Below are 22,978 nucleotides of genomic sequence, written 5' to 3'. Positions count from 1 at the left end.
CGCGGATCAGTACTCGAAATCCCAGACGAGACTGCGCCGGCCGATCCGAACCCGCTTCGCGGGCGTTGGCGTCTCGGGCCGATTATCCAGCGCAACCAGGATCTCGGCGCGCTCGGCCTGCCAGCGCTCGAGCTCCACCGGACCCGAGAAACCGATGCGCCGCTCGGCCCGCGCGGCGAGGTCGAGCAGATCCACGCGGGACGCGCTGTCCGCCTGACGCGCAAGCAGATCGGGAATCGGCTCGGGCAGAAGCCAGAAAAGCCCGGCCCCGGCGCGCTCCATGGCCGCGCGCACCAGTTGGCGTGCCAACGCAGACCCGAGCGTCGAGGCGCAGACCAGTGCCCGGTCGGGGTAGCGCCGAACCAATCGTTCCAACAGCGGACGCAGCAGACGGCGCTGACCGCGCCGGTCGAGCGCCGCTCCAGGTGCGTCCGCAATGGCCAGGATGAGCATGCGTACCACACCCAGCCCGGAGCGCGCGAGCAGGCTCGGCACACCGCGCACGGCGAAACGGTCGAGATCCTTCATGGACTCCGACAGCTCGGCGTAAGGGATCAGCTGCGGATGATGCTTGAGTGCATTGTCGCGCTCGGGCGCATGGGTCCAGCCGTCCAGATAACGGTCGGCCGCCCAGCGCTGGTGCTCGATGACCGCGAGCCGCTCGACCTCCAGCGGGGTGAAGGCGAACGACTCGACCATCTCCTCGGCCACCGCACCGCAATCCGTGAGCGCCAGTTTGGCCCAGAGATGATCCGCCTGGTGCCGATTGGCCTGACGATAGGAGACAGGGAGCGTCTCCCAGGGTTGGCCGGCCGGTTCGCGGTCCGGATCCCGCCCCTGCGCGGCGATGCTGTCGCGATAGTGCCGATGGATGGATTGGGCCATCTCGTCGCCGACACCATCGAGCAGGACGCCCGGGCGACAGACCTCGCGGATGCTGGACACAGGGACGATCTGTCCGTCCCAATCGCCCACCTCGCCATCCGCAACAGAGTCGCCGATCTCGACCAGGATCGCGGGCGAGACACCCTGAACCTGGGCGATGGTCGCCGCCAACGACCGGGCCGTATCGACCACTCGATACAGCGAATCCGGTAGACAGACGAACGCCTGGGTCACCGGTGGGAGTCCCTCCAGCGCGGGCCGATCGAGCCGGTCGAACCTCAGCTCGGCGATCTGTCCGGCCTGGGGATAGTCCTTCGAGAGGATCGCCGCCACCCGCTGCGGATCGATGTCGAGAATGGTCACGGTCGGCCTGGCCTCGCCATATTGGATGAGGCGCAACGCCTGGAGCAGTACGGCAGGCGCCGGATGCTCGAATCCAGCCAGAAGCAGATGCGGAACCTGTCCGAAGCGCGGATCCATGCCACGGTGCAACGGCCAGGCCGTCAGCAAGGCCCGCGCCGCCCGGGTCTCGACCGAGAAGGTCTCCAAACGCAATGAATGATGCGGATCGAGCGGCGGCAATTCGGGCGACGGATCACGCCGATGCATGAGGATGACCCGCAGAGGGGTGCCACGAGACCAGCGCCCAACGCGCCGACGCTCCGAGCAACACGCGAGGATCGCCGCCGGATCGGACGGTTCGGCCAGGACCAGGGTGCGCATGCGTCTCGGACGGATGGTCTCCAATTGATCCTGGGGGATCTGGACCGCCACGCGCTCACCCTCACGCAGTCCGCTCACCACCTGGTCAACCAGCGGGGCGGAGCCGAGCACATGGATGGGGGGCGGGCCGAACACGCTAGGCCCCGCTCAACCGCCGAGGGCGCGCGCCAGGATCTCGGGCAGACGCCGTGGCGCCTGCGCCAGATCCAGGAACTGGACCAGGGCCCGCTCACGCGGACCTGAGGGAATCTCTGGAATATCGCGACCGCTCCGCCAGGCATCGGCCAGCAGGTCGGCGGTGCCGCCACTGCCGTCCAGTACCACCAGCGAACGCCCGGCGCGAAGCGCGACCGAGACATCCAGCCGGGTGATCTGTCCACCGGCAGCGACCAGGGTCAGAACCGGGCGACCGGCGGCCAAGACCGATGCCGTTGCCTCGATCCAAGCGGACTCGTCGCCCCAGCGCACGCCGGGCACCAGGATGAAATGCGAGTGGTAGGGATCGAGCCGCGCGCCTGGATTCAGACGCGGATCCGGGGCTGTGGCGGACAGATGCTGGACCCGCGCCGAATCGGGCAGGGTTTCGGAATCGATGGTGCCGGACGCAGCGACCCCGATCAGCGGGAAACGTGCCGCGTGCCGTCGACGCACATCGCCGATCAGACGCATGACCCCGAAGGCTGTGCCACCGTCGACCAGGGCAGCGCCCAAACGGTCGAGACAGGGAAGGATCGACTCGAACGTCCGCCGCAGCGGATCCGCGACCGTCGGATCCAGATTGGCCGCGCCGCCGACCAGCACCAGAACCGGCATCGGCCCGGCCAGACCGAGCGAGGCGAGTGCCGCCGCCAACTCGGAGCGGTCGGGCCGGCATTCGGCCGCGACGGCATCGCCGGAGGGCTGGCGGGGCGCATCCATCAGGCGTATCGCCTCGATGGGACCATTCGGGATGGAGCCATTCGGATCGCGGACAACGCTGGAATCGGATACATCATTCGGAGACGTGAAGGATCTCGCCCTGCCGATCCACCACGCTCACCCGCATCGGGATCCCCTCGCGGATGCTCGCCGAGACCACGCAGAAGTCCTCGAACAACGCCTTGCAGCGTTTGAAACGCGCGGCCTCCTTGACGACATCGGCGACGATGAGCTTGATCTCCAGGCTGCCGATGCGCAATCGCTTACGTTCGTTGCGCACCAGGATGCAGGTCGCTTCGGCCGTCAGGCAATCGGCCGGTGGCTCCTCCTTGAAGACGCAATAGAGCAGGCTCGCGCTCAGACAATTGGCCGCTGCGGCGGCCAGCATGCGCGAGGCGTTCGGCCCCTGCTGCTCGCCGAGCGGAGGTGGCTCGTCCATCAGCAGATCCGGGACCCGCTTCCAATCGAACGCGGCCTTGATCTGGAACCCTTCACCCTGTTCAAGATGGATGGTGAAACGACCTTCTTCGGACATGCGACCTCCTGAATTCGGGTCCTGGACGATAAAATCGATCAGGATGGATACGACCCGGCGTCGGCCAAGGCGAGCAAACGCTCCTGGCGACGATGGAGCGTCTTGGAGTCCCGAGCGCCGCGCACACCAGCGGCACGAAACGAGTCGGGATCCGCCACGAAGGCGCGCCAGTCTCCACTTGGGATCAGTGGCCGCCCCTCTAAGGAACCGCGATAGACATAGACCCAAGCTCGACCATAAGGCGTCGGAATCGGCCGCCGGTCGTAGAGACGCGGATAGTCCTCCAGCCGATCGAGGCGGCGCAAACCGGCCCCATCGACGTGATAAACCTCGCCATGGACCGCCGTCGAGCCGCCTCGCGCGAGACCTGGGTAGGCCCCGAGCAGATGGAGCGTAAAACAGGGGACCGTGCGGTGCGGGCCAAGGAATTCGGCCCCATCCAGCAGATAGTGGTTCACATCGCCACGCAATAGCGTGCCGTAGACGAAGACACGGTGATGCACGGTCGACTCAGGGCTCGATACGGGTGCCGAGCACCTCAAGGAATCGGCGCATCCATTCGGGATGTGCCGGCCAGGCCGGGGCGGTGACCAGGGTACCGTCGACATAGGCGTTGGAGAAGGTCTCGTTCACCTCACACCAGGTCGCCCCCCCCAATTCCACCTCTGGACGCACGGCCGGATAGGCGGTGCAGCGGCGGCCCTCGAGCGCACCGGCCGCAGCCAGGATCTGTTGACCGTGACAGACGGAGGCGATGGGTTTGTCGCCAGCCGCGAAATGACGCACGATCTCAATGATGTGTGGATTCAGACGCAGATACTCGGGTGCACGTCCGCCGGGGATGACCAGGGCATCGTACTTGGCCGGATCGACCGTCGCGAAATCGGCGTTGATGGCAAACCGGTGACCGGGCTTCTCACTGTAGGTCTGATCGCCCTCGAAGTCATGGATCGCGGTACGCACGAAGTCGCCGGGCATTTTGCCCGGACAGACCGCGTGGACCTTGTGCCCGACCATCTGTAGCATCTGGAAGGGCACCATCGCCTCATAGTCCTCGACGTAGTCGCCGACCAGCATCAGAATCTTTTTTGCAGCCATGGGATGAGGCCTCCATCGGATCGCATCGATTGGAAAGGCAAAACTATAGCATTTAGTCCCTGAAGGCTTGGACAAGATATCGCAGTGCCACCCACGCGATCTCCCGCCTCCATGACACGCGGGCTAACCGCCCCCCTTGAACGCACGATCGAACACCCGCTTCCGGACAGAAATCACGCATGAAAACACCCGACCTCTGGCCACTCCTGAAACCGCTTGCCTTCCAGATGGATCCCGAACGCGCGCATCGGCACGCGCTCGGACTGCTGTCACGCTGGTCGAACCTCTTCGACGGCAAACTTGGCGACACCGACATCGCCCGTCGCCCCTCGCTGGCCGTCGAGGCCATGGGATTGCGTTTCCCAAACCCGATCGGACTGGCCGCCGGACTGGACAAGAACGCCGAGGCGATCCCGGCCTGGCAGAGTCTCGGCTTCGGCTTCATTGAGGTGGGCACGGTCACGGCGCTGGCACAGCCGGGCAATCCGCAGCCGCGTCTGTTCCGACTGCCCGAGGACAGGGCGATCATCAACCGCATGGGCTTCAACAACGCCGGTGCCGACGCGATGGGACGCCGGCTGGAACGGGTGCGCGCACGCGGGCTGTTGCAGGTTCCGCTCGGGGTGAATCTGGGCAAGTCCAAGGTCACGCCCGCCGAGGAGGCCGCCCAGGACTATCGCCGCAGCTTCGAGCGCCTCGGCGAGCTGGCCGACTACGTGGTCGTCAATATCTCCAGCCCCAACACGCCCGGACTGCGCGATCTGCAACGGGTCGATGAGGTGGAGCGCATCATCGGCGCCATCCAGGAGCCCAATCAGCGCCTGAGCCAACCGCGACCGCTCCTGGTCAAACTGGCGCCCGACCTGGCCGACGCCGACGCCATCGCCTGTGCCCGAGCCGCGCTCGAGGCCGGCTGCGCCGGACTCATCCTGACCAACACCACCATTCGCTTCGACGGACTCAAAAGCGCGACCGAGGGACTGAGCGGCGGGCTCTCGGGACGCCCGCTGCAGGAACGCAGCACCCAATTGCTCGCGCGGGTGCGCGCCGAGATCGGGCCGGATCCGATCCTGATCGGCGTCGGCGGCATCATGGATCCGGAGGGCGCGGCCGCCAAGCTCGACGCGGGCGCCAACCTCATTCAGGTCTATACGGGTCTAATCTATGGAGGACCGGGATTCGTTCGCGAACTGCTCTCGGCCTTGGCCCAACAAGGCCGCTGAACCCGAGGCGCGGCGTGACGGCGTGTCAGAGCGGCCAGACCAGGTGCAGATCTTTGGGCGGAAGCGGGTGACAGAAGAAAAAACCCTGTCCCTCGTCACAGCCTTCGAGACGCAGTATGTCCGCCTGCTCGGCAGTCTCGACGCCTTCGGCGAAGATCTCCAGACCCAGGCCGCGAGCCAGCCCGGAGATGGCGCGCACCAGGATTCGTCCACCCGAATCGGCCGCTAGGGACTCCACGATGGAGCGATCGATCTTGAGCCTCTTGAGCGGCAGGCGCTGCAGACTCGCCAGGGCCGGACTTGCGACCCCAAAGTCGTCGATCGCCAATGTGACGCCCATGGCGCTCAGAGCGGAGAGATTGGCAAGCGACGCCTCCGAGCAGCGCACCAGTTTGGACTCCGCCACCTCCAGCTCCAGACGCTCGGGCGCAATGCCGTAATGCTCCAGGGTCTCCCGGATACGGGGAACGAGATCCTCGTTCGACAGCTCGCGCACGCTGAGATTCATGGCCAGGCGCGGCACCTTCACACCGCTCTGGTCCCAGTGCGCGAGCTGCCGGCAGCCCTGCTCCAGGATCCAATAGCCGAGCGCATCGATCAGACCCAACTCCTCGGTCATCGGCAGAAAGCGCTCAGGCGGAAGCAGACCCAGCTCGGGATGACGCCAGCGACAGAGTATCTCAACGCCCCGCAGGCGTCGGCCATCCAACGTCAGCTGCGGCTGATAATGGAGGACGAACTCCTCGCGGCTCAGCGCACCGCGCAGCTCATGCTCCAGTTTCAGACGTTGAGCGACCCCCTCGGACATGAGCGGCTCGAAGAAGCTGAAGGCGTTGCGCCCAGCATTCTTGGCCTGGTACATCGCGATGTCCGCGTGACGCACCAGGCTCTCGATGTCGCAACCGTCCTGCGGATAGAGGCTGATCCCGATGCTGGCGGTAATGAAGAGCTCCTGACTCTCGACCGATAGCGGCTGGGCGAAGATCTCCATCAGGCGATCGGCGAATCGAGCAGCGAATCGGGGCGCGGGAATGTCCTCGAGGACAATGACGAACTCGTCTCCACCCAGACGCGCGATGGTGTCCACCGAGCGCACCTGATGCCCCAGAATGGCGGCGACCTGCTTCAACAGCGCGTCGCCGAATAGATGCCCGAGCGTGTCGTTGATGTCCTTGAAACGATCCAGATCGATAAACAGCAGGGCGAACTGGCGCTGATAGCGTTCGGCGCGCTGAATGCACTCCGACAGACGTTTCTGGAACAGGGCACGATTCGGCAGCTCGGTCAGCGGATCGTGGTTGGCCAGGAACTCGAGCCTCTCCTCCGCGCGCTTGATATGGCTGATATCGCTGAAGACGCCGACATAGTGGGTCAGCTCTCCCGCATCGTCCAAGACCGAGCTCAGGGTCAGCAGAACCGGAAAGATCTCGCCGTTCTTGTTGCGGTCCCAAAGCTCACCGCGCCAATGCCCATGGTCCGAAAGCCCACGCCACATCCTGTCGTAAAAGTCGTCCCCCTGGCGTCCGGAGCGCAACAGCTTCGGTGTGCCGCCGAGCGCCTCGGCCTCGCTGTATCCGGTGATCTCGGTGAAGGCGCGGTTCACCGCCAGAATGCGGGCCTCCGGATCGGTGATGATGACGCCCTCGGCGGTGCTCTCGAAGACGCGGGCGGCCTGACGCAGCGCCTTCTCCGCCTCAACTCGGGCAGTGATGTCCTGGATGGCGCCCAACAGCCGGACCACTGAACCGGCATACTGCAAGGGCTGACAGGTGATCTGCAACCAGCGCTGCGAATCGCTGCTGGCATCAAGGCGTACGCTCAGATCGAAAGCGATTCCCTCGTTCGAGGCACGGTCGAGCGCGGCGCACAGCACGGCCGCATCTTTGGGATGGAACTGTTCAAGACAGCGGTCGACCGAGAGCGCACTCCCCTCCGGCAGCGCAAAGAGCTCATAGGTCCCGCGCGTCCAACGCATCTCCTGACTCGCCGGATCCAGCTCCCAACCACCAATCTTGGCCATGCGACCGGTCGCATTGAGGAACGCCTCGCTACGCTTGAGCGCCTCCTCGGCCCGCTTGTGCTCCGTGATATCGCGATTCACGCCACGCCAGCCGAGAAAGTCGCCTGTGTCGTTGAAGACCGGATTGAAAATCTGTTCGATCCACCGCTCGCTGCCGTCGCGCGCGAGCAGACGGAACTCGAATCCGTCCTGGGTCGCGCCATGATCGAGCTCCAGACGCGCGCGTTTGGCCTCCCAGTGCGTGCGATCGTCTGGATGAACCAGTCGGGACAGAAGCGAGGAATCGGATTCGAACGCGGCCGCCGCGTACCCGGTGATACGTTCGCAGGCCGGCGAGACGTAGAGATAGCGTCCGTTCGGCCCAAGCCAGTACTCCCATTCGGAGCTGAATTCGGCGAGTACGCGGTAACGCTCGCGGGTCTCGCGCAATCGGCGCTCGTCGTACCGACGACCGAGAAATCCCTCGATATGGGCCGCGACCGCATCCAGTAGACGGAGCTCCTCGTCAAGGAAGGGCACGTCCTCATCGACGAGCGGCGGCCGTTCGCGATAGACGAGCCGGATGTCGCCCCGGGTGCTGTCCGGCAGAACCAGATCGACTCGCCGTTCCCAGGCGGTCTCGACGAACCCGGCCGTTTGGACGTCGCCATCCGGCAACCGAATCCGAGCCTCGGCGATATCGGAGAAACGGCACGCCCAACGCAAGCGCTCGACGACCCGCTGCAGAACCTCCTCGACCGGCGCCTCCAGACGCGAGGTCTCGGCTAAGATGTCATGCAGCGCCGACAACTCCTTCAGGCGCTCACGCAGCTTGGATTCGCTGCGACGCAGACGCGCGCTCGACTCGTCAAGGGCACAACGCTGAGCGACCGAATCGGTGCGGTCGATCACGGCACAGACATACTGTTCGATCTCGCCCAGCGAGGTTCTCAGCGGGGCGATATGAAGATCCCCGATGAAGCCACCCTGACGACCGCTGCGGAAACGGGTCTCCGGTAGCTCCAGCCCATGGTCGGCGTGCAGATTGGACCAGGCATCGATCACGGCGGCTCGGTCGGACTCCTCGATCAGGCGAGCGAAGAAGTGCTGCCGCAGATGGTTGCCGGCCAGCCCAAACAGCGACTGGGCGGCCGGATTGGCCTCCAGCACCAGCCCCTTGCGATTGATCACCAGTTCGGCCACCGGCAGCGAGTTGAAGAAGGCGGCGAAGCGCGCGAGCGCCTCTTGGATCTGATGCTGACCGCGCTGCAGCTCCTCGTTCTGGATCTCCAGCTCGGCCAGGTAGATGCGCTGGTTCTCGAGCAGCGATGCCAGATTCTGATCGCCCTGTTCCAGCAGGGCGTCGGCCAACTTGAAACGACCCTCGCGCAGGAGTTCCGCCGCGCGCCGACGGACCTGCTCGGCGGACGCCTCGGTCATATCGTCGGTATCGGGCGCCGTGCGCGACTCCAAGTCGTCCGGAGCCGCAACGCGATCATTGCGCATGCGACTCACCCGCCCATTTGGTGACATCGATGTGGCTCACCACCACCCCACCGGCCGAATGCGCGATCGGTGCCGCATGCATGAGGAACCAGCGTGATTGTTCGGGCGAATCGCAGGGATATTCCATCAAGAACGACGGGGCCTCGCCGCTCAGGACCCGCATGAGACCCTCGCGTGCCTCGCCCGCCTTGGAATCCTCGGACGCCAGATTGAGATCGCAGGCATCGAGATAATTGACTCCCACACCCGAACGCAGCAGCTCGGGATCGCCGTTCTCGGCGGCGAACCGGCGCCAGGCACTGTTCACCAGCGTGATCACGCCCTCGCGGTCGAGCACCGCCACATGCTCCGGCAGCGAGTCCAGCACTGCCTGTAGCCGCTCCACATCGCGCAGGCTGTTGATGTCGACGAAGGTCGCGACCGCACCGCGCGACTCGCCGGAGCGCATGAAATAGGGCAGGACCCGCGCCAGATAATGCCGACCGTTCGCGGCCTCGATCTCGTGCTGCAGCATCTCGCCGGAGTCGATGGTGCGGCGCAACTCCGAAATGAAAGCGGGAGACTGCAGCAGATTGCTGAAGTCGTCGATCGGGCGCCCCAGATCGGAGTCGCGGATCTTGAAGAGCGCCGTGGCCTCGGGGGTAAAACGCGTCAGACGCAGCTTCGAATCCACGAATAGGGTCGCGATCGAGGCCGCCTTGGCCATGCCGTCGAGGTCGGCGTTGAGCCGGTTGAGAATCTCGATCTTCTCCTGATTCTCGGCATTGACCGTATAGAGTTCCTCGTTAACGGACTGCAGCTCCTCGTTCGAGCTCTGCAGTTCCTCGTTCGAGGCCATGAGCTCCTCGTTGGTCGCCTGCAATTCTTCGTTGGCCGTCTCCAGCTCCTCAATCGTGGCCTGAAGGCTCTCGCGGGTCGCCGCCAGCTCGCGCTCCAGGTTCTCGATACGCTGGGCGGTCTCGCGATCGAGACTGATGACCTCGATGTCGGCTGGAGACTTCTTGGTCTCCACCTCAACGGGACCGCGCTGAACGCGCGCCCCACCCTCTCCTTTGACATCCAGCTCCCCCTCCTCCGGCTCGAACGAGAGCAGCAGATGGAGTTCGCCATACGATGGCTCGACCGGCCGTGCCACCAGACGCAAGCGCTCGACGCCACGCTCGGACAGGGTGACCCCGAGCAGATCCGAACTTAGCGGCGCCCGATCGCGGGCCGCCTTGTGGAGCAGTGCCTTGGCAATCGATACCAGGGTATTGGGTAGAAGCTTGCCGAGATCCAGGCTGACGCTGCCCTCCCCGATCCTCAGGTAGTGGCCGACGTCGCCGAAGACGTGCAGCAGATCGTGCCGCTGATTGAGCAACAGGCTCGTGGGCGCATAGGTGTGCAGCAACAGTGACTGGGCCGCGTCGATCACGGCGGCATCGCTACCCGTGGAGGGCGGGTGGACCGACGCGCGCGGCTTGGAATCGCTCATGGCATGGCGCGACAGTGGCGAGTTGGCGAGGTCAAGCGGAAGCGAAACGTGCCGCAGGATGCGATAGATCTTGTGCTTCGAGCTGACGGCCGTGAAATCCGTCTGCAGATTGGCGATCGTCTCGCTCGGTCCGAGCAAGAGAAAACCGCCGGGCGCCATGGCGTATTGCAGCCTCCGCAAGACGCGTTCCTGTGCCTCTGAGCGAAAATAAATCAGCAGATTGCGACAGGACACCAGATCCATCCGAGTGAACGGCGGATCCTCCAGCACATTATGCCGGGCAAAGATGATGCTCTGGCGAATCTCTGGGCGCACCATGAAGTGGTTGCCTCGACGCGTGAAGAACTTCTCCAGACGCTCGGGCGAGAGTTCGGTCGTGATCGCCTCGGAGAAGACGCCGGCTCCCGCAGTCTCGATGTTCTGAGGCTCGACGTCCGTGGCGAACAGCTTGAAGTTGGGCCAGCGCCTGCATTGCTCGAAGGCCTCTGCGAAGAGAATCGCCAAGGTATAGGCCTCCTCACCAGTCGCAACGCCTGGAGCCCAAACCCGGATCGGCTGATTGTCTCCACGCTCGTCGACGATGGTCTTGATGGCCGTTTCGGCGAGGGTATCGAACGTCTCGGGATCGCGGAAGAAGCTGGTGACGGGGATCAGCAGCTCGCGACGCAGGGTGGCCAATTCAGCCCGATCGGACTCCAGCAGTCGGGCGTAGCTGAGCAGATCCGGAGTCTGTCGCACCTGCATGCGCCGCTCCATGCGCCGCATGACCGTCGCCGGTTTGTAGTCACGAAAGTTGATACCGCCCGAGTGCTGGAGGAGATGCATGATCTCCTCATGGGCATTTTCCTTGTCGATCTCGTGATAGAGCACTGGGGTGTGGGTCTTGGCCTGGGGCAGCTGATGGATGTGTGCCACCAGACGCGGTCCCAACTCGTCCGGAGCCATGATGGCATCCACCAAACCGGTCGCGATCACGCTTCTGGGCATGCCGTCGAACTTGGCCGATTCCGGATCCTGGGCGAGCAGAAAGCCGCCGGAGTCGTTGATCGCCACGGCCCCGCGCGTGCCGTCCGATCCGGTACCGGACAGAATCACGCCGATCGCGCGATTGCCGAACTCCTTGGCGAGCGAACAGAAGAAGAGATCGATCGGAAGCGTCAGTCCGCGCGGATTCTTGGGGCTCAACCGCAACGCATCGCGCAAGACGGTCATCAGGCTGGCCGGTGGGATCAGATGAACCCGGTCGGCCTCGATCCGCATATCGTGCGCAACCGTGACCACCGGCATCGAGGTATGGCGCGCGAGCAGACTGGCCATCATGCTCTTATGATCCGGTGACAGATGCTGGATCACCACGAAGGCGGCCCCGGTTTTCTCGGGCATCCCCTGAAAAAAGCGCTCTAGCGCATCCAGCCCGCCGGCCGATGCGCCGATGGCCACGACATAGCCATCGAACGAGTTGTACACCTTCCCAGAAGGCTGCACCTCAAGATGATCTGTCTCTGTCGCCTCTGACATAGGATGAATTCCGCAGTGACTGCTTGATCTAGGGCCGATAGGACGCGTGGCGCTAGGCGCCGCGACAAGATAAAAGCATAACGGATCCAGAATCCCATGGCCGCATTTCGGACACGCATGGCGTGAAAACCAGATCATCTAGCCAAACGCGACCGCGACCGCAAGCCAGTCGAGGCGGAGATCGCAGAGAACAGAGCGGGATCGCGCGTCGAACCATGGAGGAAGAGGCATCCCCGAACCACAGGGAATCCGGTAGATGCCGTTACCTTATCTTCAGTGGCGAGTTTCGACTGGTTTGGACAACAGCACGCCGTCCAGCATCTGCATCGCCCCGACGCCGAGCAGGCCGCCAATGAGCATCGCCAAATAGATGACGGCCAGGGGCTGCTCCAGAAGCGCGAATCCAAGCAAACCCAGTCCGGCCCCCAACTCGATGGCGCCGTTGCGCCAGCGCATCTTCACCAGCCCTCCCTGCCGAGGACGCACCTTGGGGGTGCGGACGAATTCGGTCTGATGCCCCATCAGTGCCTCGACACCGGCGCGCGCGTTCGAGAGCAGCAGACCGCTCGTCAGAACCAGCGCGCCCAGCACCTCGGTCGCTGTGCGCCGCAGGGAGCTACGCGGGCCGGCCAGGACCAGGAAACCGATCGGAGCGGCGAAGCCCAGGATCGAGGTCACGATAGCGACCCGTCCGAGCGTCTCGCCACCGACCGCCGCACCCGCCATGAAGGGTAGCCCCATAAACAAACAGGCCGAGCCGATCACGAAGGCGAGCGGCTGCCCCATCTGCAGACTCACCATCAGACGCTGCCAGAAGGGAAGCGGACTGGCGCGCCAGACTCGGGGCGTCAGCTTGATCGAGCACTGTACGAAGCCCTTGGTCCAGCGGAATTGCTGGACCCGCCAGGCTCGCGTCGAGACCGGCAGCACGCCGGGAACCGTCACATCCTTCATATAGCCGGAACGCCAGCCGCGCAGCCGTGCCCGCAAACTGAGATCCAGATCCTCGGTCAGGGTGTCGCCCTCCCAACCGCCGGCATCTAGGATGGCGGCGCGGCGCCAGACGCCGCAGGTCCCGTTGAACGGAACCGGCAGACCCAGACGCCAGCGCGCCTCCTGCTCCACGCAGAAGTGCGAGTCGAGCAGACGTGCCTGAATGCGGGTGAGAAGACTCTCTTCGCGATTGATGTGAGCCCAGCGGGTCTGGACATAGGCCAGATCGGATCCGGCGACCAGAGCGCCCACCGTCTTGCGCAGAAAATCGGGAGGCGGGATGAAATCGGCGTCGAACATGGCAACGAAGGGTGCGTCCGAACGCTCCAGCCCGGCGGCGAGCGCACCGGCCTTGAAGGCGGTCCGGTCGACACGGTGAAGCAGTTCGATCTGCACACCCTCTTTGTGCAGCTCGGCGACGGCGTGGCGGCTCAGGGCGAGCGAACCGTCGATGCTGTCATCCAGCACCTGGATCTCCAGACGGTCACGCGGCCAGTCGATCGCCACGACGGCGTCCAGAATCCGCTCGACCAGCTCTCCTTCGTTAAAGAGCGGGAGCTGGATCAAAACCTTGGGCAGATCGGATTCGGCTGGGGTCGCGATGGGAAGCTTACGCGCTGGCGCCAGCAGCCGAATCAGCGTCAGCAAGGCAAGGTTGAGTGAAAAGATCGCCAAGATGGCGAGACCGAAAGTGAGGAAAAGCTCGATCGAAGGTTCCGCCGCAAGCATGAGTTGCGTGTCCGTATAGTTGAATAGATGGTTGAAGGAGGGTATCTGGACCGCGAACAGGGCGCCGCATTGAACGGAGAGGTAGTTGGAAACGCGAGTTGGAGCCGGATTCCGAGTGCCGGATTGCGATGCCGCGCGTTATCACAGGCGTGACAGCATAGGGCCGTGCGATATGCACAGCAAGCCCCCTCACTCATGAGGGAATATACAGCGGAATCCCGCACGCTCGCGGCCCGAAAACGAGGCGCATGCAGGAGGGTGGCCGCGAAGGGGCCGGGGTCGGCGACGAAACCGAGAGATGCCTCGGCGCCAAGCGAAGAATAAAGCCGTCCATGGCGCGATGTAGCAACTGGTTCGTCCGTCGTCAGCGCGCAAGCACCTCGGTTTCCACCATATCCATCGAGACTCGCTCACCCGTGTGACAGAAAGCGGTCGCCTCGTTGGGTCCAGAATGATGGTCAGGCGCGATCGTAAGACGAGGACTGACGAAAGAGGCCGATCGACGAACGGCTACGGATACGTTCCGCTCGCGTCGATCGGCGATACCGCGAACCTGCAGGGTACCACCTTCGGCGGGTCACCGTGCGGAGGTCGAGGCCTTCGAATCGAGATCCAGAAGCGAGCCGAGGTCAGCCTTGCTCGCCGGTGATGCGCTCGAACTTGGCGCGCAACGCCTCTTCGGTCTCCTCGTGATCCGGATCCTTGATGATGCAGTCGACCGGGCAAACCTCGACGCACTGCGAGGTCTCGTAGTGACCGACACACTCGGTGCAAAGGCTCGCCTCGATCACATAGGTCTCGTCGCCCTGGGAGATGGCGCCGTTGGGACACTCGGGTTCGCACACATCGCAATTGATGCATTCATCGGTAATCATCAATGCCATGGAATTACTCCTTAAATCTGCTCGTTCAGTGATGAGTTCGTGAGCTGACGAACTCGTTCAGTGATGATGTTGTAGCGCGCGGATCTTATCCAAACCGCTCCTTCAATGCAGCCTGCACCGTCGGCGTCACGAAGGCAGACACGTCACCCTTGAGACGGGCGATCTCCCGAACCAGCGAGGACGAGATATAGGTGTATTTCTCGGCCGGGGTCAGAAAGAGCGTTTCGACATCGGGCGCCATGTGGCGGTTCATCCCAGCCAGCTGGAACTCGTACTCGAAATCCGACACCGCCCGCAAACCACGCATGATGACGCTCACGCCCAGCTTGCGGGTGAACTCGACCAACAATCCCGAAAACGGAACGATCTCGACGTTCGGCTGGTCCCCGAGACTGCTACGCACCAGATCCACGCGCTCCTCGGTCGAAAACAGGGGCGCCTTGCCTGTGTCGGCCGCAACGGCGACGACGACCCGGTCGAACAGACGCGCCGCCCGATGGACCAGATCGACATGACCGTTGGTGATGGGATCGAATGTCCCCGGATAGACCACGCTACGCAAATCTAGGATCCTCTTGCGATGAAAAACCGGCCGCGCCATTCCCCCGCAGGAGCCGGAAACGATCACGGCGAGACCGGCCTTGCGGCCCGATCAGACATTCGAGCCGACTTGCGGTAGGCCCAAACAACCGAGGCATGACACCAACATACGTCATCAAGGACCTACGGTCCCACTATCGGCGCGCACCATAGCACAAACCCGAGTGAAACGCTGCGTCCGTCATGCGACATCCAGCAACGGGGGCATCGCCTTATCGCCCTAGCCCCTATCCGCCACGATGGCGAGACCATAACGCACCTGTCCCGCCGTCTTCTCTCGCACCAAATCCCAATCGGCCGGCAGATCCGGGAAGCCCGGCTTGGCCGCTGATTCGAGATAGACCCTGGACCCAGGGGCCAACCAGCCATTGCCCGCCAAACGCGCGCAGGCCGATTCGAGCAGGTCGTCGGCAAAGGGCGGATCCAGGAAGACCAGATCGAATGGACGACCCGAGCCTTCGAGCCACTCCAGACTGTCGGCCTGATGGACGCTGACCGCCTCCAAGGCGAGGGTTTCGGCATTGCACCGCAGCTGGTGCACCACCTTCGGCGCGCGCTCGAGCATCACGACCTCGCCCGCGCCGCGCGAGGCGGCCTCGAACCCGAGCGCGCCACTACCGGAGAAGACGTCCAGACAGCGCGCGCCTTCGATGATGGGCGCGACCCAGTTGAAGAGCGTCTCGCGCACCCGGTCCGATGTCGGCCTCAGCCCCAGCTGATCGGGAAAGGGTAGACGACGACCGCGATGCCGGCCGCCGATGATGCGCAGCTGATTGGTTTTAACGCTCGCTGGCAAGGGACACCCGCTGAGTCTGGCCGCCCACCGTCACGATGGCGAGCCGATCCGGATGGACGCGCCGCGCAAAGGCGTCGCGAATCTGCTCGCGGGTAACGGACTCGATACGATCATTGAAGCGATCGAGATAGTCGAGCGGTAAATGGTAGAAACCGATCACTGCCAGATACTGGATGATGTCGCCGTTGCTCGCGATACGCAGCGGGAAGCCTCCGGTCAGATTCTTCTTGGCCGCGGTCAGCTCATCCTCGGTCGGCCCCTGGTCGATGAAGCGTTTCAGGGTCTGAATCATCAGGATTCGGGCCTCTTCGGCCTGATCGTTGCGCGTTTGCAGGCCCAGGATGAAGGGACCCGATCGTGCTAGCGGCATGAAAAAGCTGAAGGTGCTGTAGGAGAGACCGCGTTTCTCTCGGATCTCGTCCATCAGGAGCGAAACCAGCCCGCTGCCTCCGAGGATGTGATTGCCGACATAGAGCGGGAAATAGTCGGGGTCGCCACGCCGCATACCGGGCTGACCGGCCAGAATCGTGGTCTGGCTCGCTGGAAAGGCGATCGGCTCCAGGCTACCGGCAGTGAGATCCGAGACCTCGGGCAGCGGAGCGGGAGGCGTGCCGACCGGCAGATCGGCGGTGATACGTTCGGCAAGCGCTTCGGCCTCGGTCCGGGTCAGATCGCCGACCATGGCAATCAGGGCGTTCGAGGTACTGTAGTAACGCCGATGGAAGGACATCAGATCCTCCCGTGTCAGCGCGCCGATCGACTCTGGGGTGCCGGAGGGGTCGGAGGCATAGGGATGCGTCCCATAGATGGCGCGATAGAGTGCCTTACGTCCCACGCTGCGCGGCGACGCCTGCTGCTGACGCAGTCCGATCAGACGGTTCCTGCGCACCCGTTCGAGGGCGTCGGGATCGAAGGTCGGCTGGGCAAGCACACCAGCCAGGGTCTCGACGGCGGTATCGAGCGCCGGCTGCTGAGTCAGGGTGCGCAACGCGACGGCGCTCATGTCGCGATCGACTCCAGCGGACAACGAGGCGCCGATATTCTCCAGCCGATCCGCCAAGTCATCCGCGTCCCAGTCGCCTGCGCCCTCGTCGAGCATCGAGGCGGTCATGGATGCCAAACCCGGTCGATCGCCGTCGCGGGCACTGCCCGCGTCGAACACCACCTTGACGTCCAGCATTGGGATCTCGGGCGCCGCGACGAACAGCACCCGCGCACCCTTAGCGGTCTGCCAGGACTGGATCTCAGGGGTCGCCTGGGCCAGACCACCGACCAGCAGCAACGAGAGCCCTATCCACAGCGGCCACACAAGACGGCGCTCTCGAGCGGCATGGAGGGATGTCCGATCAACGCACATTGCCGTGTCCTCCCAGAGACATCGGAGTCGTGACCCGCGACCGCCCATCGAGCGGCTGCGGATCCAGCACGGCGACCGTGAGTCGGTCGCTGTTCAGGTACTTCTTGGCGACCGTTTGGATCTGATCCGCAGTCACCGCCGCCAGGTGGTCGACATAGGTCTCGGCCAGCTTCCAGTCGAGGCCGATGGTCTCCAACAGACCCAACTGCATCGCCTGATGGAAGAGTTCGTCGCGCTCGTAGACCTTGGCCGCGACCACCTGGGTGCGTATCCGCTCCAGCTCGGACTCGGCGACCGGCTCGCGCTTGATGCGCTCGATCTCGGCACGAATCGCCCGCTCCAGATCGTCCAGATCATGCCCCTTGGCCGGCACACCATCGAACAGGAACAGACCGGGCAGACGCTCGAAGGCGCTATAGCTGGCACCGACCGAGGCGGCGATTTGACGCCCGCGCACCAGATCGCGCGAGAAACGGGCACTGTCGCCACCGTCGAGGATCGATGCCAGCATCTCCAGCGCATAGGGTTCCCAGGGCTCGGAGGCATCCGCCGCCGACGGGGTCTTGTAGCCCATCAGCAGATAGGGCTCCTTGGCCGGCGCCTTGACCGTGAGGCGCTTCTCTCCAAGCTGCTCGGGCTCGCCACGGGTCTTGGGCGGGGCAATGGACTCCGCCTTCAAGGGACCGAAATAGGTCTCCGCGAGCTCAAACACCTTCTCGGTCTCCACATCGCCCGCCACCACCAGGATCGCGTTGTTCGGGGCGTACCAGAGACGGTACCAAGCGCGCAGATCCTCGACCTTCAGCTGATCCAGGTCAGAGGCCCAGCCGATGACCGGATTGCCATAAGGCGAGGCATCGTAGGCGACGGCCGAAAAACGCTCGTACACCAGAGACTGGGGATCGTCGTCGGTGCGCGTACGCCGCTCCTCCTTCACCACCTCCAGCTCCTTGGCGAACTCCTTTTTGCCCAGGGTCAGGTTACGCATCCGGTCCGCCTCCAGCTCGAAGGCAACCTCAAGCCGGTCGCTGGCGAGGTTCTGGTAATAGGCGGTGTAGTCGCGCCCGGTGAAGGCGTTCTCCTCGCCGCCCTGCTCGGCAACGATGCGCGAAAAGGTGCCGGACGGATGGCGCTTCGTGCCCTGGAACATCATGTGCTCCAGCACGTGCGACACGCCGGTGATACCGCCATGCTCGTAACTCGAACCGATGCGATACCAGACCTGCGAGGTCAGAATCGGCGCGCGATGATCGGGTTTGACCAGAATCTTGAGTCCATTCGCAAGCTGGTGCTCATAGACCGCTGGAGCGGCCGGCACACCGAACGGCAAAAGACTCAAGAACAGGAGTGGAATGAAGCGTCGTTGCATGAAGACTCCGAATCATTAGACCGCGCGAAGGGCTGGCCGATTGCGCTCCACGAAAATGGGCGCGGATGATCTCACGGAAGAGAACGGATGACAGCATCCCAGGCGGACGGCGCGAGGTGCTCGAAGCGAGAGCCGGTGCCCAGAGCGATGCGGTACGGGCCCTCTATGGGCAAGCCGAAAGCGCCGTAAGTTCCCTCGGGGCCGATCCCGATGAGCGCGGACGCGCACTCGGGTGATCTGTTAGCATTGGCATTCGCCATCTATGGCCATCCATCGGTTTCCCTAACGCACCTCCAACACTGACCCTCAACCTCTCGCAAGCGATCCTTCTATGTTTGGTTTCGGTAAGAAGAACAAGGCACCCGACCAGCCTGAAAAGGAGCCACAGAGCGAACCGGTCGCGGCCCCTTCGGCCCAGGCTCCAGCCCAGGAACCCACGGCGGAACCGGAGGCCCCAGGCAAGATCAAGAAGCCCTGGTTCGGCAAGCTCTTCCGCTCGCAGCCGACACCTGTCGCCGACGCAGACGCGCCGCCGAGCAAAGCGTCTCCAGCCGAGACCCTGCCGGCCGATCCGACATCGGCAAAGGCAACTCAACCCGCCACGCCAACCGCTCGACCGACACCGCCACCCGCTCCGACTCCGGCGCCACGCCCCGTCGAGGCCAAACGTCCCGAGCCGATCAAGCGCAAGCCAGAGCCTGCACCCTCGGCGACCCCGGTCGAACCACCGGCGGACGACCAGCCCGAAGTCGGCAAGCGCGGCGTCTTCAACCGGCTGCGCGATCGACTGACCCGAACCCGAACCCAGCTTGGGGACGGACTCGGAAATGCCTTTCTCGGGCGCAAGAAGATCGACGACGAGCTCATGGAGGAGCTGGAAACGCTGCTCATCACCGCCGATCTCGGCGTCGACTCGACCAGCCGCATCATCTCGGACTTGGCCGAGCGGGTGAAGCGCAAGTCGCTCTCCGATCCCCAGGCCCTGCTCAAGGCCCTGAAGGACGAACTGCGCGACATCCTGCGCACGGCCGACGGCCCGGTCCGCCAACCCCAGCCGGGACGCCCCCAGGTGATCCTCATGGTCGGCATCAACGGCGCCGGCAAGACGACCACCATCGGCAAACTCGCCAAGCGTCTTCAAGAAGAGGGCAACAGCGTCATCCTCGCCGCCGGCGACACCTTCCGCGCCGCCGCCGTGGAGCAACTCGAAACCTGGGGCGAGCGCAACCAGATCCCGGTCATCGCCCAGCACACCGGGGCCGATTCGGCATCGGTCATCTTCGATGCGCTCCAGGCCGCCACGGCGCGCGGGGCCGACGTGCTCATCGCGGACACCGCCGGTCGGCTGCACACCAAGAGCAACCTGATGGACGAGTTGTCCAAGGTCGCACGCGTCCTCAAGAAAATCGACCCAGAGGCCCCGCACGAGGTGATGCTGGTCGTGGACGCCACCACGGGTCAGAACGCCCTGAGCCAGGCGGAACATTTCCATCGTGCGGTCGGCATCACCGGGATCACCCTGACCAAGCTCGACGGCACGGCCAAGGGCGGCATCCTCTTCGGCATCGCCGACAAACTCAAGGTGCCGATTCGCTTCATCGGCGTCGGCGAGTCGATCGAGGATCTGCGCCCCTTCGATCCCGACGAATTCCTCGACGCGCTGCTCGGATAGCGAGGTCGACCCTTGATTCGTTTCGAGCATGTCTTCAAACGCTATCCCGAGCGCGGGGAGGCGTTGAGCGATATCGGTTTCGAGATGAGCCCCGGCGAGATGGTCTTTCTGACGGGCCACTCGGGCGCGGGAAAGAGCACCCTACTACGACTGATCGGCCTGCTGGAGCGACCCTCGCGCGGCAAAATCTTCGTCAACGGACGCAACCTCGCGAGCATGCCGCGACGCCAGATCCCCTTCCACCGCCGCCAGGTCGGCATGATCTTTCAGGATCACCGCCTGCTGCCGGACCGCAGCGTCTTCGACAATGTCGCCCTGCCGCTGGTGGTCATGGGACTCGGTCACAAAGAGATCGGCCGGCGCGTACGCGCCGCACTCGATCAGGTCGGTCTGCTCAAACGCGAGCGGGCCACGCCGGTCGCGCTTTCAGGCGGGGAGCAACAGCGGGTCGGCATCGCCCGAGCCGTGGTCGCCCGCCCGCCCGTACTGCTCGCCGACGAACCGACCGGTAACCTCGACCCGGACCTCTCACGCGAGATCTTCGTGCTCTTCGAGCGCTTCCATTACGTCGGCGTCACCCTGCTCATCGCCACCCACGATCTCAATTTGGTCAGCAGCATGCGCCATCGCACCATCACACTCGACGAGGGACGGGTGGTGGACGACAGCGGAGATTGGTGACACCCATGGCCAACAAGCGCGCCGTTCGTAACCGCAGCCCACGCCTGCTCGACCGGCCGGGAATCTGGTTCAACCATCATCTGCAGAGCATCATCGCCACGCTCGGGCGCCTGATGGATACACCGCTCCCGACCGGAATGACGATCGCCGTCATCGGCATCTCGCTCTCGCTGCCGGCGTCGCTCTACGTGATGACGGAGAATCTCCGCACCATGGCCGGCGGCTGGGACCAGAGCGCGGCCGTGTCGCTCTTCCTCAAGCTCGAAACCAGCGACAAGGACGCCGAAAAGGTCGCCGCGCGACTGAGAGCCTGGCCCGAGATCTCGCAGGTTCACCTCATCAAGCGCGACCAGGCGCTGGCCGAATTTCGCGCGCTGGGAGGATTCGAGGAAGCGCTGGAGCAGCTCAAGAGCAACCCGCTACCGGTCGTGCTCGCCATCTACCCCAATCACTTCAACGCATCGCCCGAGAACCTGGAGCGACTGCGCATACGCCTGCTCAATCTGCCCGAATCGGATTTCGCCCGCATGGATACGCTTTGGCTGAAGCGTTTTCAGGCCATTCTGGATCTGGTCCAGAGCGCATCCATGTTACTGGGCGGACTCCTCGGGCTCGGAGTACTGCTGATCGTCGGCAACACCATTCGGCTGGAGATCCTCAACCGGCGGATCGAAATCGAGATCATGGAGCTGGTCGGGGCCACCCACGCCTTCATCCGCCGCCCTTTCCTCTACACCGGCGCCTGGTACGGCCTGCTCGGCGGACTCACTGCCTGGCTCCTGGTCAGCATCGCCGTGCTCTTGCTCCAGCGACCGGTCTCGCGCCTGGCGACCCTCTACCGCAGCGAATTCGACCTGAGCGGGCTTGGGCTCTCCGCGACCGGGGTCATCCTCGGAGGCAGCATCCTGCTCGGCCTGATCGGCAGCTGGGTCGCGGTGAACCGGCACCTGGAGACTTCGGAGCTCAGCTAGCTCGAGCTCGCGGTGGAAACCGGAGCGGGGCGCGCGCTCGGTATGGTCTCGGCGAAACGTACCCCATCCGGCAGCTCGATGGTCATGCTGAGCGGGAGGTGATCCGATAGGGCGTAGTCGATGACCCGCGCGGACACCAGCTTGAGCGGACGCGAGATGAGGATGTGATCGAGATTGTGGCGCGGACGCCAGCTCGGGAAGGTCTTGAGTTCGCAATCCAGACCGCGCATCCCGGCCTTACGGACCATGTTGTTCAGTCCTTTCGAATCGCAGCCGCAATTGAAGTCGCCCATCACCACCATGAGAGGATGCTGCTCGGCCAGGCAGGCGAGATAATCCAGTTGGCGACGGCGGGCGCGCCAGCCCAGGGCAAGATGCACGATCGCCACCGCCAGATGCTCGCCATTCGACAGCGGATACTCTGCGGTCACCGCACCACGCCCAGGCAGCCCAGGCAACCGATGCTCGACGATACGCGCCGGCCTCAGCCGGCTCAGCAAGCCATTGCTGTGCCGCGCGAAGGGACCGAGATTGCGATTGATCTGACGGTAGCAGTGGGGAAAACTGCCGAGACGGGCCAGATATTGGACCTGATCGATGTTGTTGCTGCGCAGACTGCCTGCATCGATCTCTTGCAGACCCACCAGATCGAACTGACGCAGCACCTGCGCGATCCGGGAAAGATTCACCAAACGCTCAGGATGCGGCAGAAGGTGCTTCCAGCTATTGGTGAGATAGTCGCTGTACTGACGGGAGTAGATCCCGGCCTGCACGTTATAGCTCAACAGATTCAGTTGCCGCATGCTGGAGACACCGATCCCCCGAGGATCGTCAACCCTCAAATGCCGGCGACCCTAGCACAGCCCCATCCAGCGTCCAAGCCCAGACGGAACGACAACAGGCTAGCCGGTGCGCAGCGAAACCCAAGATCAGGAGACGCGGGCAACGCCAAGAACCAACGATGTGAGGGTCACACGCTCGAATCAACGCAAAAGGCGGCCGAAGCCGCCTTTTGCGTCATTTAGACTCGCTTCGGCGCGATCAGTG

At 64.0% G+C, this 22,978-nt stretch carries 18 protein-coding genes; 4 read left to right on the top strand and 14 right to left on the bottom strand.

The genetic code is table 11. The annotated features are described in order from the left end of the window. Positions 1-6 precede the first annotated feature (6 nt). The 5 genes from THIDRDRAFT_RS00655 to THIDRDRAFT_RS00635 all read right to left on the bottom strand — a co-directional run bounded on the left by THIDRDRAFT_RS00655 (position 7) and on the right by THIDRDRAFT_RS00635 (position 4,159). Complete coding sequence (locus THIDRDRAFT_RS00655; protein WP_007038846.1) at positions 7-1,743, bottom strand: RyR domain-containing protein; 1,737 nt, start codon at positions 1,741-1,743, stop codon at positions 7-9. 12 nt (positions 1,744-1,755) lie between these two features. Continuing rightward, positions 1,756-2,526: a hypothetical protein gene (locus tag THIDRDRAFT_RS00650; protein WP_007038845.1), complete on the bottom strand. Its 771-nt coding sequence runs from the start codon at positions 2,524-2,526 to the stop codon at positions 1,756-1,758. 73 nt (positions 2,527-2,599) lie between these two features. Further along, a complete protein-coding gene (locus tag THIDRDRAFT_RS00645) occupies positions 2,600-3,061 on the bottom strand; it encodes an OsmC family protein (RefSeq protein ID WP_007038844.1) in 462 nt (153 codons plus the stop codon). Positions 3,062-3,099: 38 nt separating this feature from the next. After that, positions 3,100-3,564 (bottom strand): gamma-glutamylcyclotransferase family protein, encoded by a 465-nt coding sequence (locus tag THIDRDRAFT_RS00640; RefSeq protein WP_007038843.1) that lies wholly within the window; start codon positions 3,562-3,564, stop codon positions 3,100-3,102. Between the two features lie 7 nt (positions 3,565-3,571). Next, positions 3,572-4,159 (bottom strand): DJ-1/PfpI family protein, encoded by a 588-nt coding sequence (locus THIDRDRAFT_RS00635; RefSeq protein WP_007038842.1) that lies wholly within the window; start codon positions 4,157-4,159, stop codon positions 3,572-3,574. 179 nt (positions 4,160-4,338) lie between these two features. Here THIDRDRAFT_RS00635 and THIDRDRAFT_RS00630 point away from each other — a divergent pair, with 179 nt between their 5' ends. After that, positions 4,339-5,382, top strand: coding sequence for a quinone-dependent dihydroorotate dehydrogenase (locus THIDRDRAFT_RS00630; protein WP_007038841.1), 1,044 nt, complete (start codon positions 4,339-4,341; stop codon positions 5,380-5,382). A 25-nt stretch (positions 5,383-5,407) separates the two neighbouring features. On the opposite strand, the gene THIDRDRAFT_RS00625 is transcribed toward THIDRDRAFT_RS00630, so the two are convergent. The 8 genes from THIDRDRAFT_RS00625 to THIDRDRAFT_RS00590 all read right to left on the bottom strand — a co-directional run bounded on the left by THIDRDRAFT_RS00625 (position 5,408) and on the right by THIDRDRAFT_RS00590 (position 18,607). Further along, on the bottom strand, positions 5,408-8,887 hold the full coding sequence (locus THIDRDRAFT_RS00625) for an EAL domain-containing protein (RefSeq protein WP_007038840.1): 3,480 nt from the start codon (positions 8,885-8,887) through the stop codon (positions 5,408-5,410). Beyond that, a complete protein-coding gene (locus THIDRDRAFT_RS00620) occupies positions 8,877-11,879 on the bottom strand; it encodes a chemotaxis protein CheB (protein ID WP_007038839.1) in 3,003 nt (1,000 codons plus the stop codon). The genes THIDRDRAFT_RS00625 and THIDRDRAFT_RS00620 overlap by 11 nt, the downstream gene beginning before the upstream one ends. Positions 11,880-12,152: 273 nt before the next feature. Further along, the gene (locus THIDRDRAFT_RS00615; protein WP_007038838.1) at positions 12,153-13,601 is read right to left on the bottom strand and encodes a glycosyltransferase; all 1,449 of its coding nucleotides are present in this window, start codon (positions 13,599-13,601) and stop codon (positions 12,153-12,155) included. A 629-nt stretch (positions 13,602-14,230) separates the two neighbouring features. Beyond that, a complete protein-coding gene (locus THIDRDRAFT_RS00610) occupies positions 14,231-14,485 on the bottom strand; it encodes a YfhL family 4Fe-4S dicluster ferredoxin (protein WP_007038837.1) in 255 nt (84 codons plus the stop codon). 85 nt (positions 14,486-14,570) lie between these two features. Beyond that, complete coding sequence (gene coaD / locus THIDRDRAFT_RS00605; protein WP_007038836.1) at positions 14,571-15,047, bottom strand: pantetheine-phosphate adenylyltransferase; 477 nt, start codon at positions 15,045-15,047, stop codon at positions 14,571-14,573. Between the two features lie 258 nt (positions 15,048-15,305). Beyond that, positions 15,306-15,881, bottom strand: coding sequence for a 16S rRNA (guanine(966)-N(2))-methyltransferase RsmD (rsmD, locus tag THIDRDRAFT_RS00600; RefSeq protein WP_007038835.1), 576 nt, complete (start codon positions 15,879-15,881; stop codon positions 15,306-15,308). Next, a complete protein-coding gene (locus THIDRDRAFT_RS00595; RefSeq protein WP_007038834.1) occupies positions 15,865-17,238 on the bottom strand; it encodes a M16 family metallopeptidase in 1,374 nt (457 codons plus the stop codon). Before THIDRDRAFT_RS00595 ends, rsmD begins: the two co-directional genes overlap by 17 nt. Further along, positions 17,228-18,607, bottom strand: a complete 1,380-nt coding sequence (locus THIDRDRAFT_RS00590) for a M16 family metallopeptidase (RefSeq protein WP_007038833.1) — start codon at positions 18,605-18,607, stop codon at positions 17,228-17,230. The genes THIDRDRAFT_RS00595 and THIDRDRAFT_RS00590 overlap by 11 nt, the downstream gene beginning before the upstream one ends. Before the next feature lie 331 nt (positions 18,608-18,938). Between THIDRDRAFT_RS00590 and ftsY the strand changes: the two genes are divergently transcribed. From ftsY to ftsX, 3 genes are read left to right on the top strand one after another with little or no spacing between them, the layout of a single operon-like run. Then, on the top strand, positions 18,939-20,279 hold the full coding sequence (gene ftsY / locus THIDRDRAFT_RS00580; protein WP_007038832.1) for a signal recognition particle-docking protein FtsY: 1,341 nt from the start codon (positions 18,939-18,941) through the stop codon (positions 20,277-20,279). 12 nt (positions 20,280-20,291) lie between these two features. Further along, on the top strand, positions 20,292-20,960 hold the full coding sequence (gene ftsE / locus THIDRDRAFT_RS00575) for a cell division ATP-binding protein FtsE (RefSeq protein ID WP_007038831.1): 669 nt from the start codon (positions 20,292-20,294) through the stop codon (positions 20,958-20,960). A 5-nt stretch (positions 20,961-20,965) separates the two neighbouring features. Beyond that, a complete protein-coding gene (gene ftsX / locus THIDRDRAFT_RS00570; protein ID WP_007038830.1) occupies positions 20,966-21,931 on the top strand; it encodes a permease-like cell division protein FtsX in 966 nt (321 codons plus the stop codon). Here ftsX and THIDRDRAFT_RS00565 read toward each other — a convergent pair. Continuing rightward, a complete protein-coding gene (locus tag THIDRDRAFT_RS00565; RefSeq protein ID WP_007038829.1) occupies positions 21,928-22,734 on the bottom strand; it encodes an endonuclease/exonuclease/phosphatase family protein in 807 nt (268 codons plus the stop codon). The two genes, ftsX and THIDRDRAFT_RS00565, sit on opposite strands and share 4 nt — an antisense overlap. Positions 22,735-22,978 lie beyond the last annotated feature (244 nt).

It is taken from the genome of Thiorhodococcus drewsii AZ1 (assembly GCF_000224065.1).
Lineage (GTDB): Bacteria > Pseudomonadota > Gammaproteobacteria > Chromatiales > Chromatiaceae > Imhoffiella > Imhoffiella drewsii.
This window is presented reverse-complemented; position numbering and strand designations above follow the sequence as displayed.

What these genes read in the sequence shown, in the direction of transcription:
- THIDRDRAFT_RS00620 (WP_007038839.1), bottom strand. Translation starts at nt 11,879, where the DNA reads ATGTCAGAGGCGACAGAGACAGATCATCTTGAGGTGCAGCCTTCTGGG.
- ftsX (WP_007038830.1), top strand. Translation starts at nt 20,966, where the DNA reads ATGGCCAACAAGCGCGCCGTTCGTAACCGCAGCCCACGCCTGCTCGAC.
- THIDRDRAFT_RS00610 (WP_007038837.1), bottom strand. Translation starts at nt 14,485, where the DNA reads ATGGCATTGATGATTACCGATGAATGCATCAATTGCGATGTGTGCGAA.
- THIDRDRAFT_RS00615 (WP_007038838.1), bottom strand. Translation starts at nt 13,601, where the DNA reads ATGCTTGCGGCGGAACCTTCGATCGAGCTTTTCCTCACTTTCGGTCTC.
- THIDRDRAFT_RS00635 (WP_007038842.1), bottom strand. Translation starts at nt 4,159, where the DNA reads ATGGCTGCAAAAAAGATTCTGATGCTGGTCGGCGACTACGTCGAGGAC.
- THIDRDRAFT_RS00630 (WP_007038841.1), top strand. Translation starts at nt 4,339, where the DNA reads ATGAAAACACCCGACCTCTGGCCACTCCTGAAACCGCTTGCCTTCCAG.
- THIDRDRAFT_RS00595 (WP_007038834.1), bottom strand. Translation starts at nt 17,238, where the DNA reads ATGTGCGTTGATCGGACATCCCTCCATGCCGCTCGAGAGCGCCGTCTT.
- THIDRDRAFT_RS00590 (WP_007038833.1), bottom strand. Translation starts at nt 18,607, where the DNA reads ATGCAACGACGCTTCATTCCACTCCTGTTCTTGAGTCTTTTGCCGTTC.
- THIDRDRAFT_RS00650 (WP_007038845.1), bottom strand. Translation starts at nt 2,526, where the DNA reads ATGGATGCGCCCCGCCAGCCCTCCGGCGATGCCGTCGCGGCCGAATGC.
- THIDRDRAFT_RS00645 (WP_007038844.1), bottom strand. Translation starts at nt 3,061, where the DNA reads ATGTCCGAAGAAGGTCGTTTCACCATCCATCTTGAACAGGGTGAAGGG.
- THIDRDRAFT_RS00625 (WP_007038840.1), bottom strand. Translation starts at nt 8,887, where the DNA reads ATGCGCAATGATCGCGTTGCGGCTCCGGACGACTTGGAGTCGCGCACG.
- THIDRDRAFT_RS00565 (WP_007038829.1), bottom strand. Translation starts at nt 22,734, where the DNA reads ATGCGGCAACTGAATCTGTTGAGCTATAACGTGCAGGCCGGGATCTAC.
- ftsY (WP_007038832.1), top strand. Translation starts at nt 18,939, where the DNA reads ATGTTTGGTTTCGGTAAGAAGAACAAGGCACCCGACCAGCCTGAAAAG.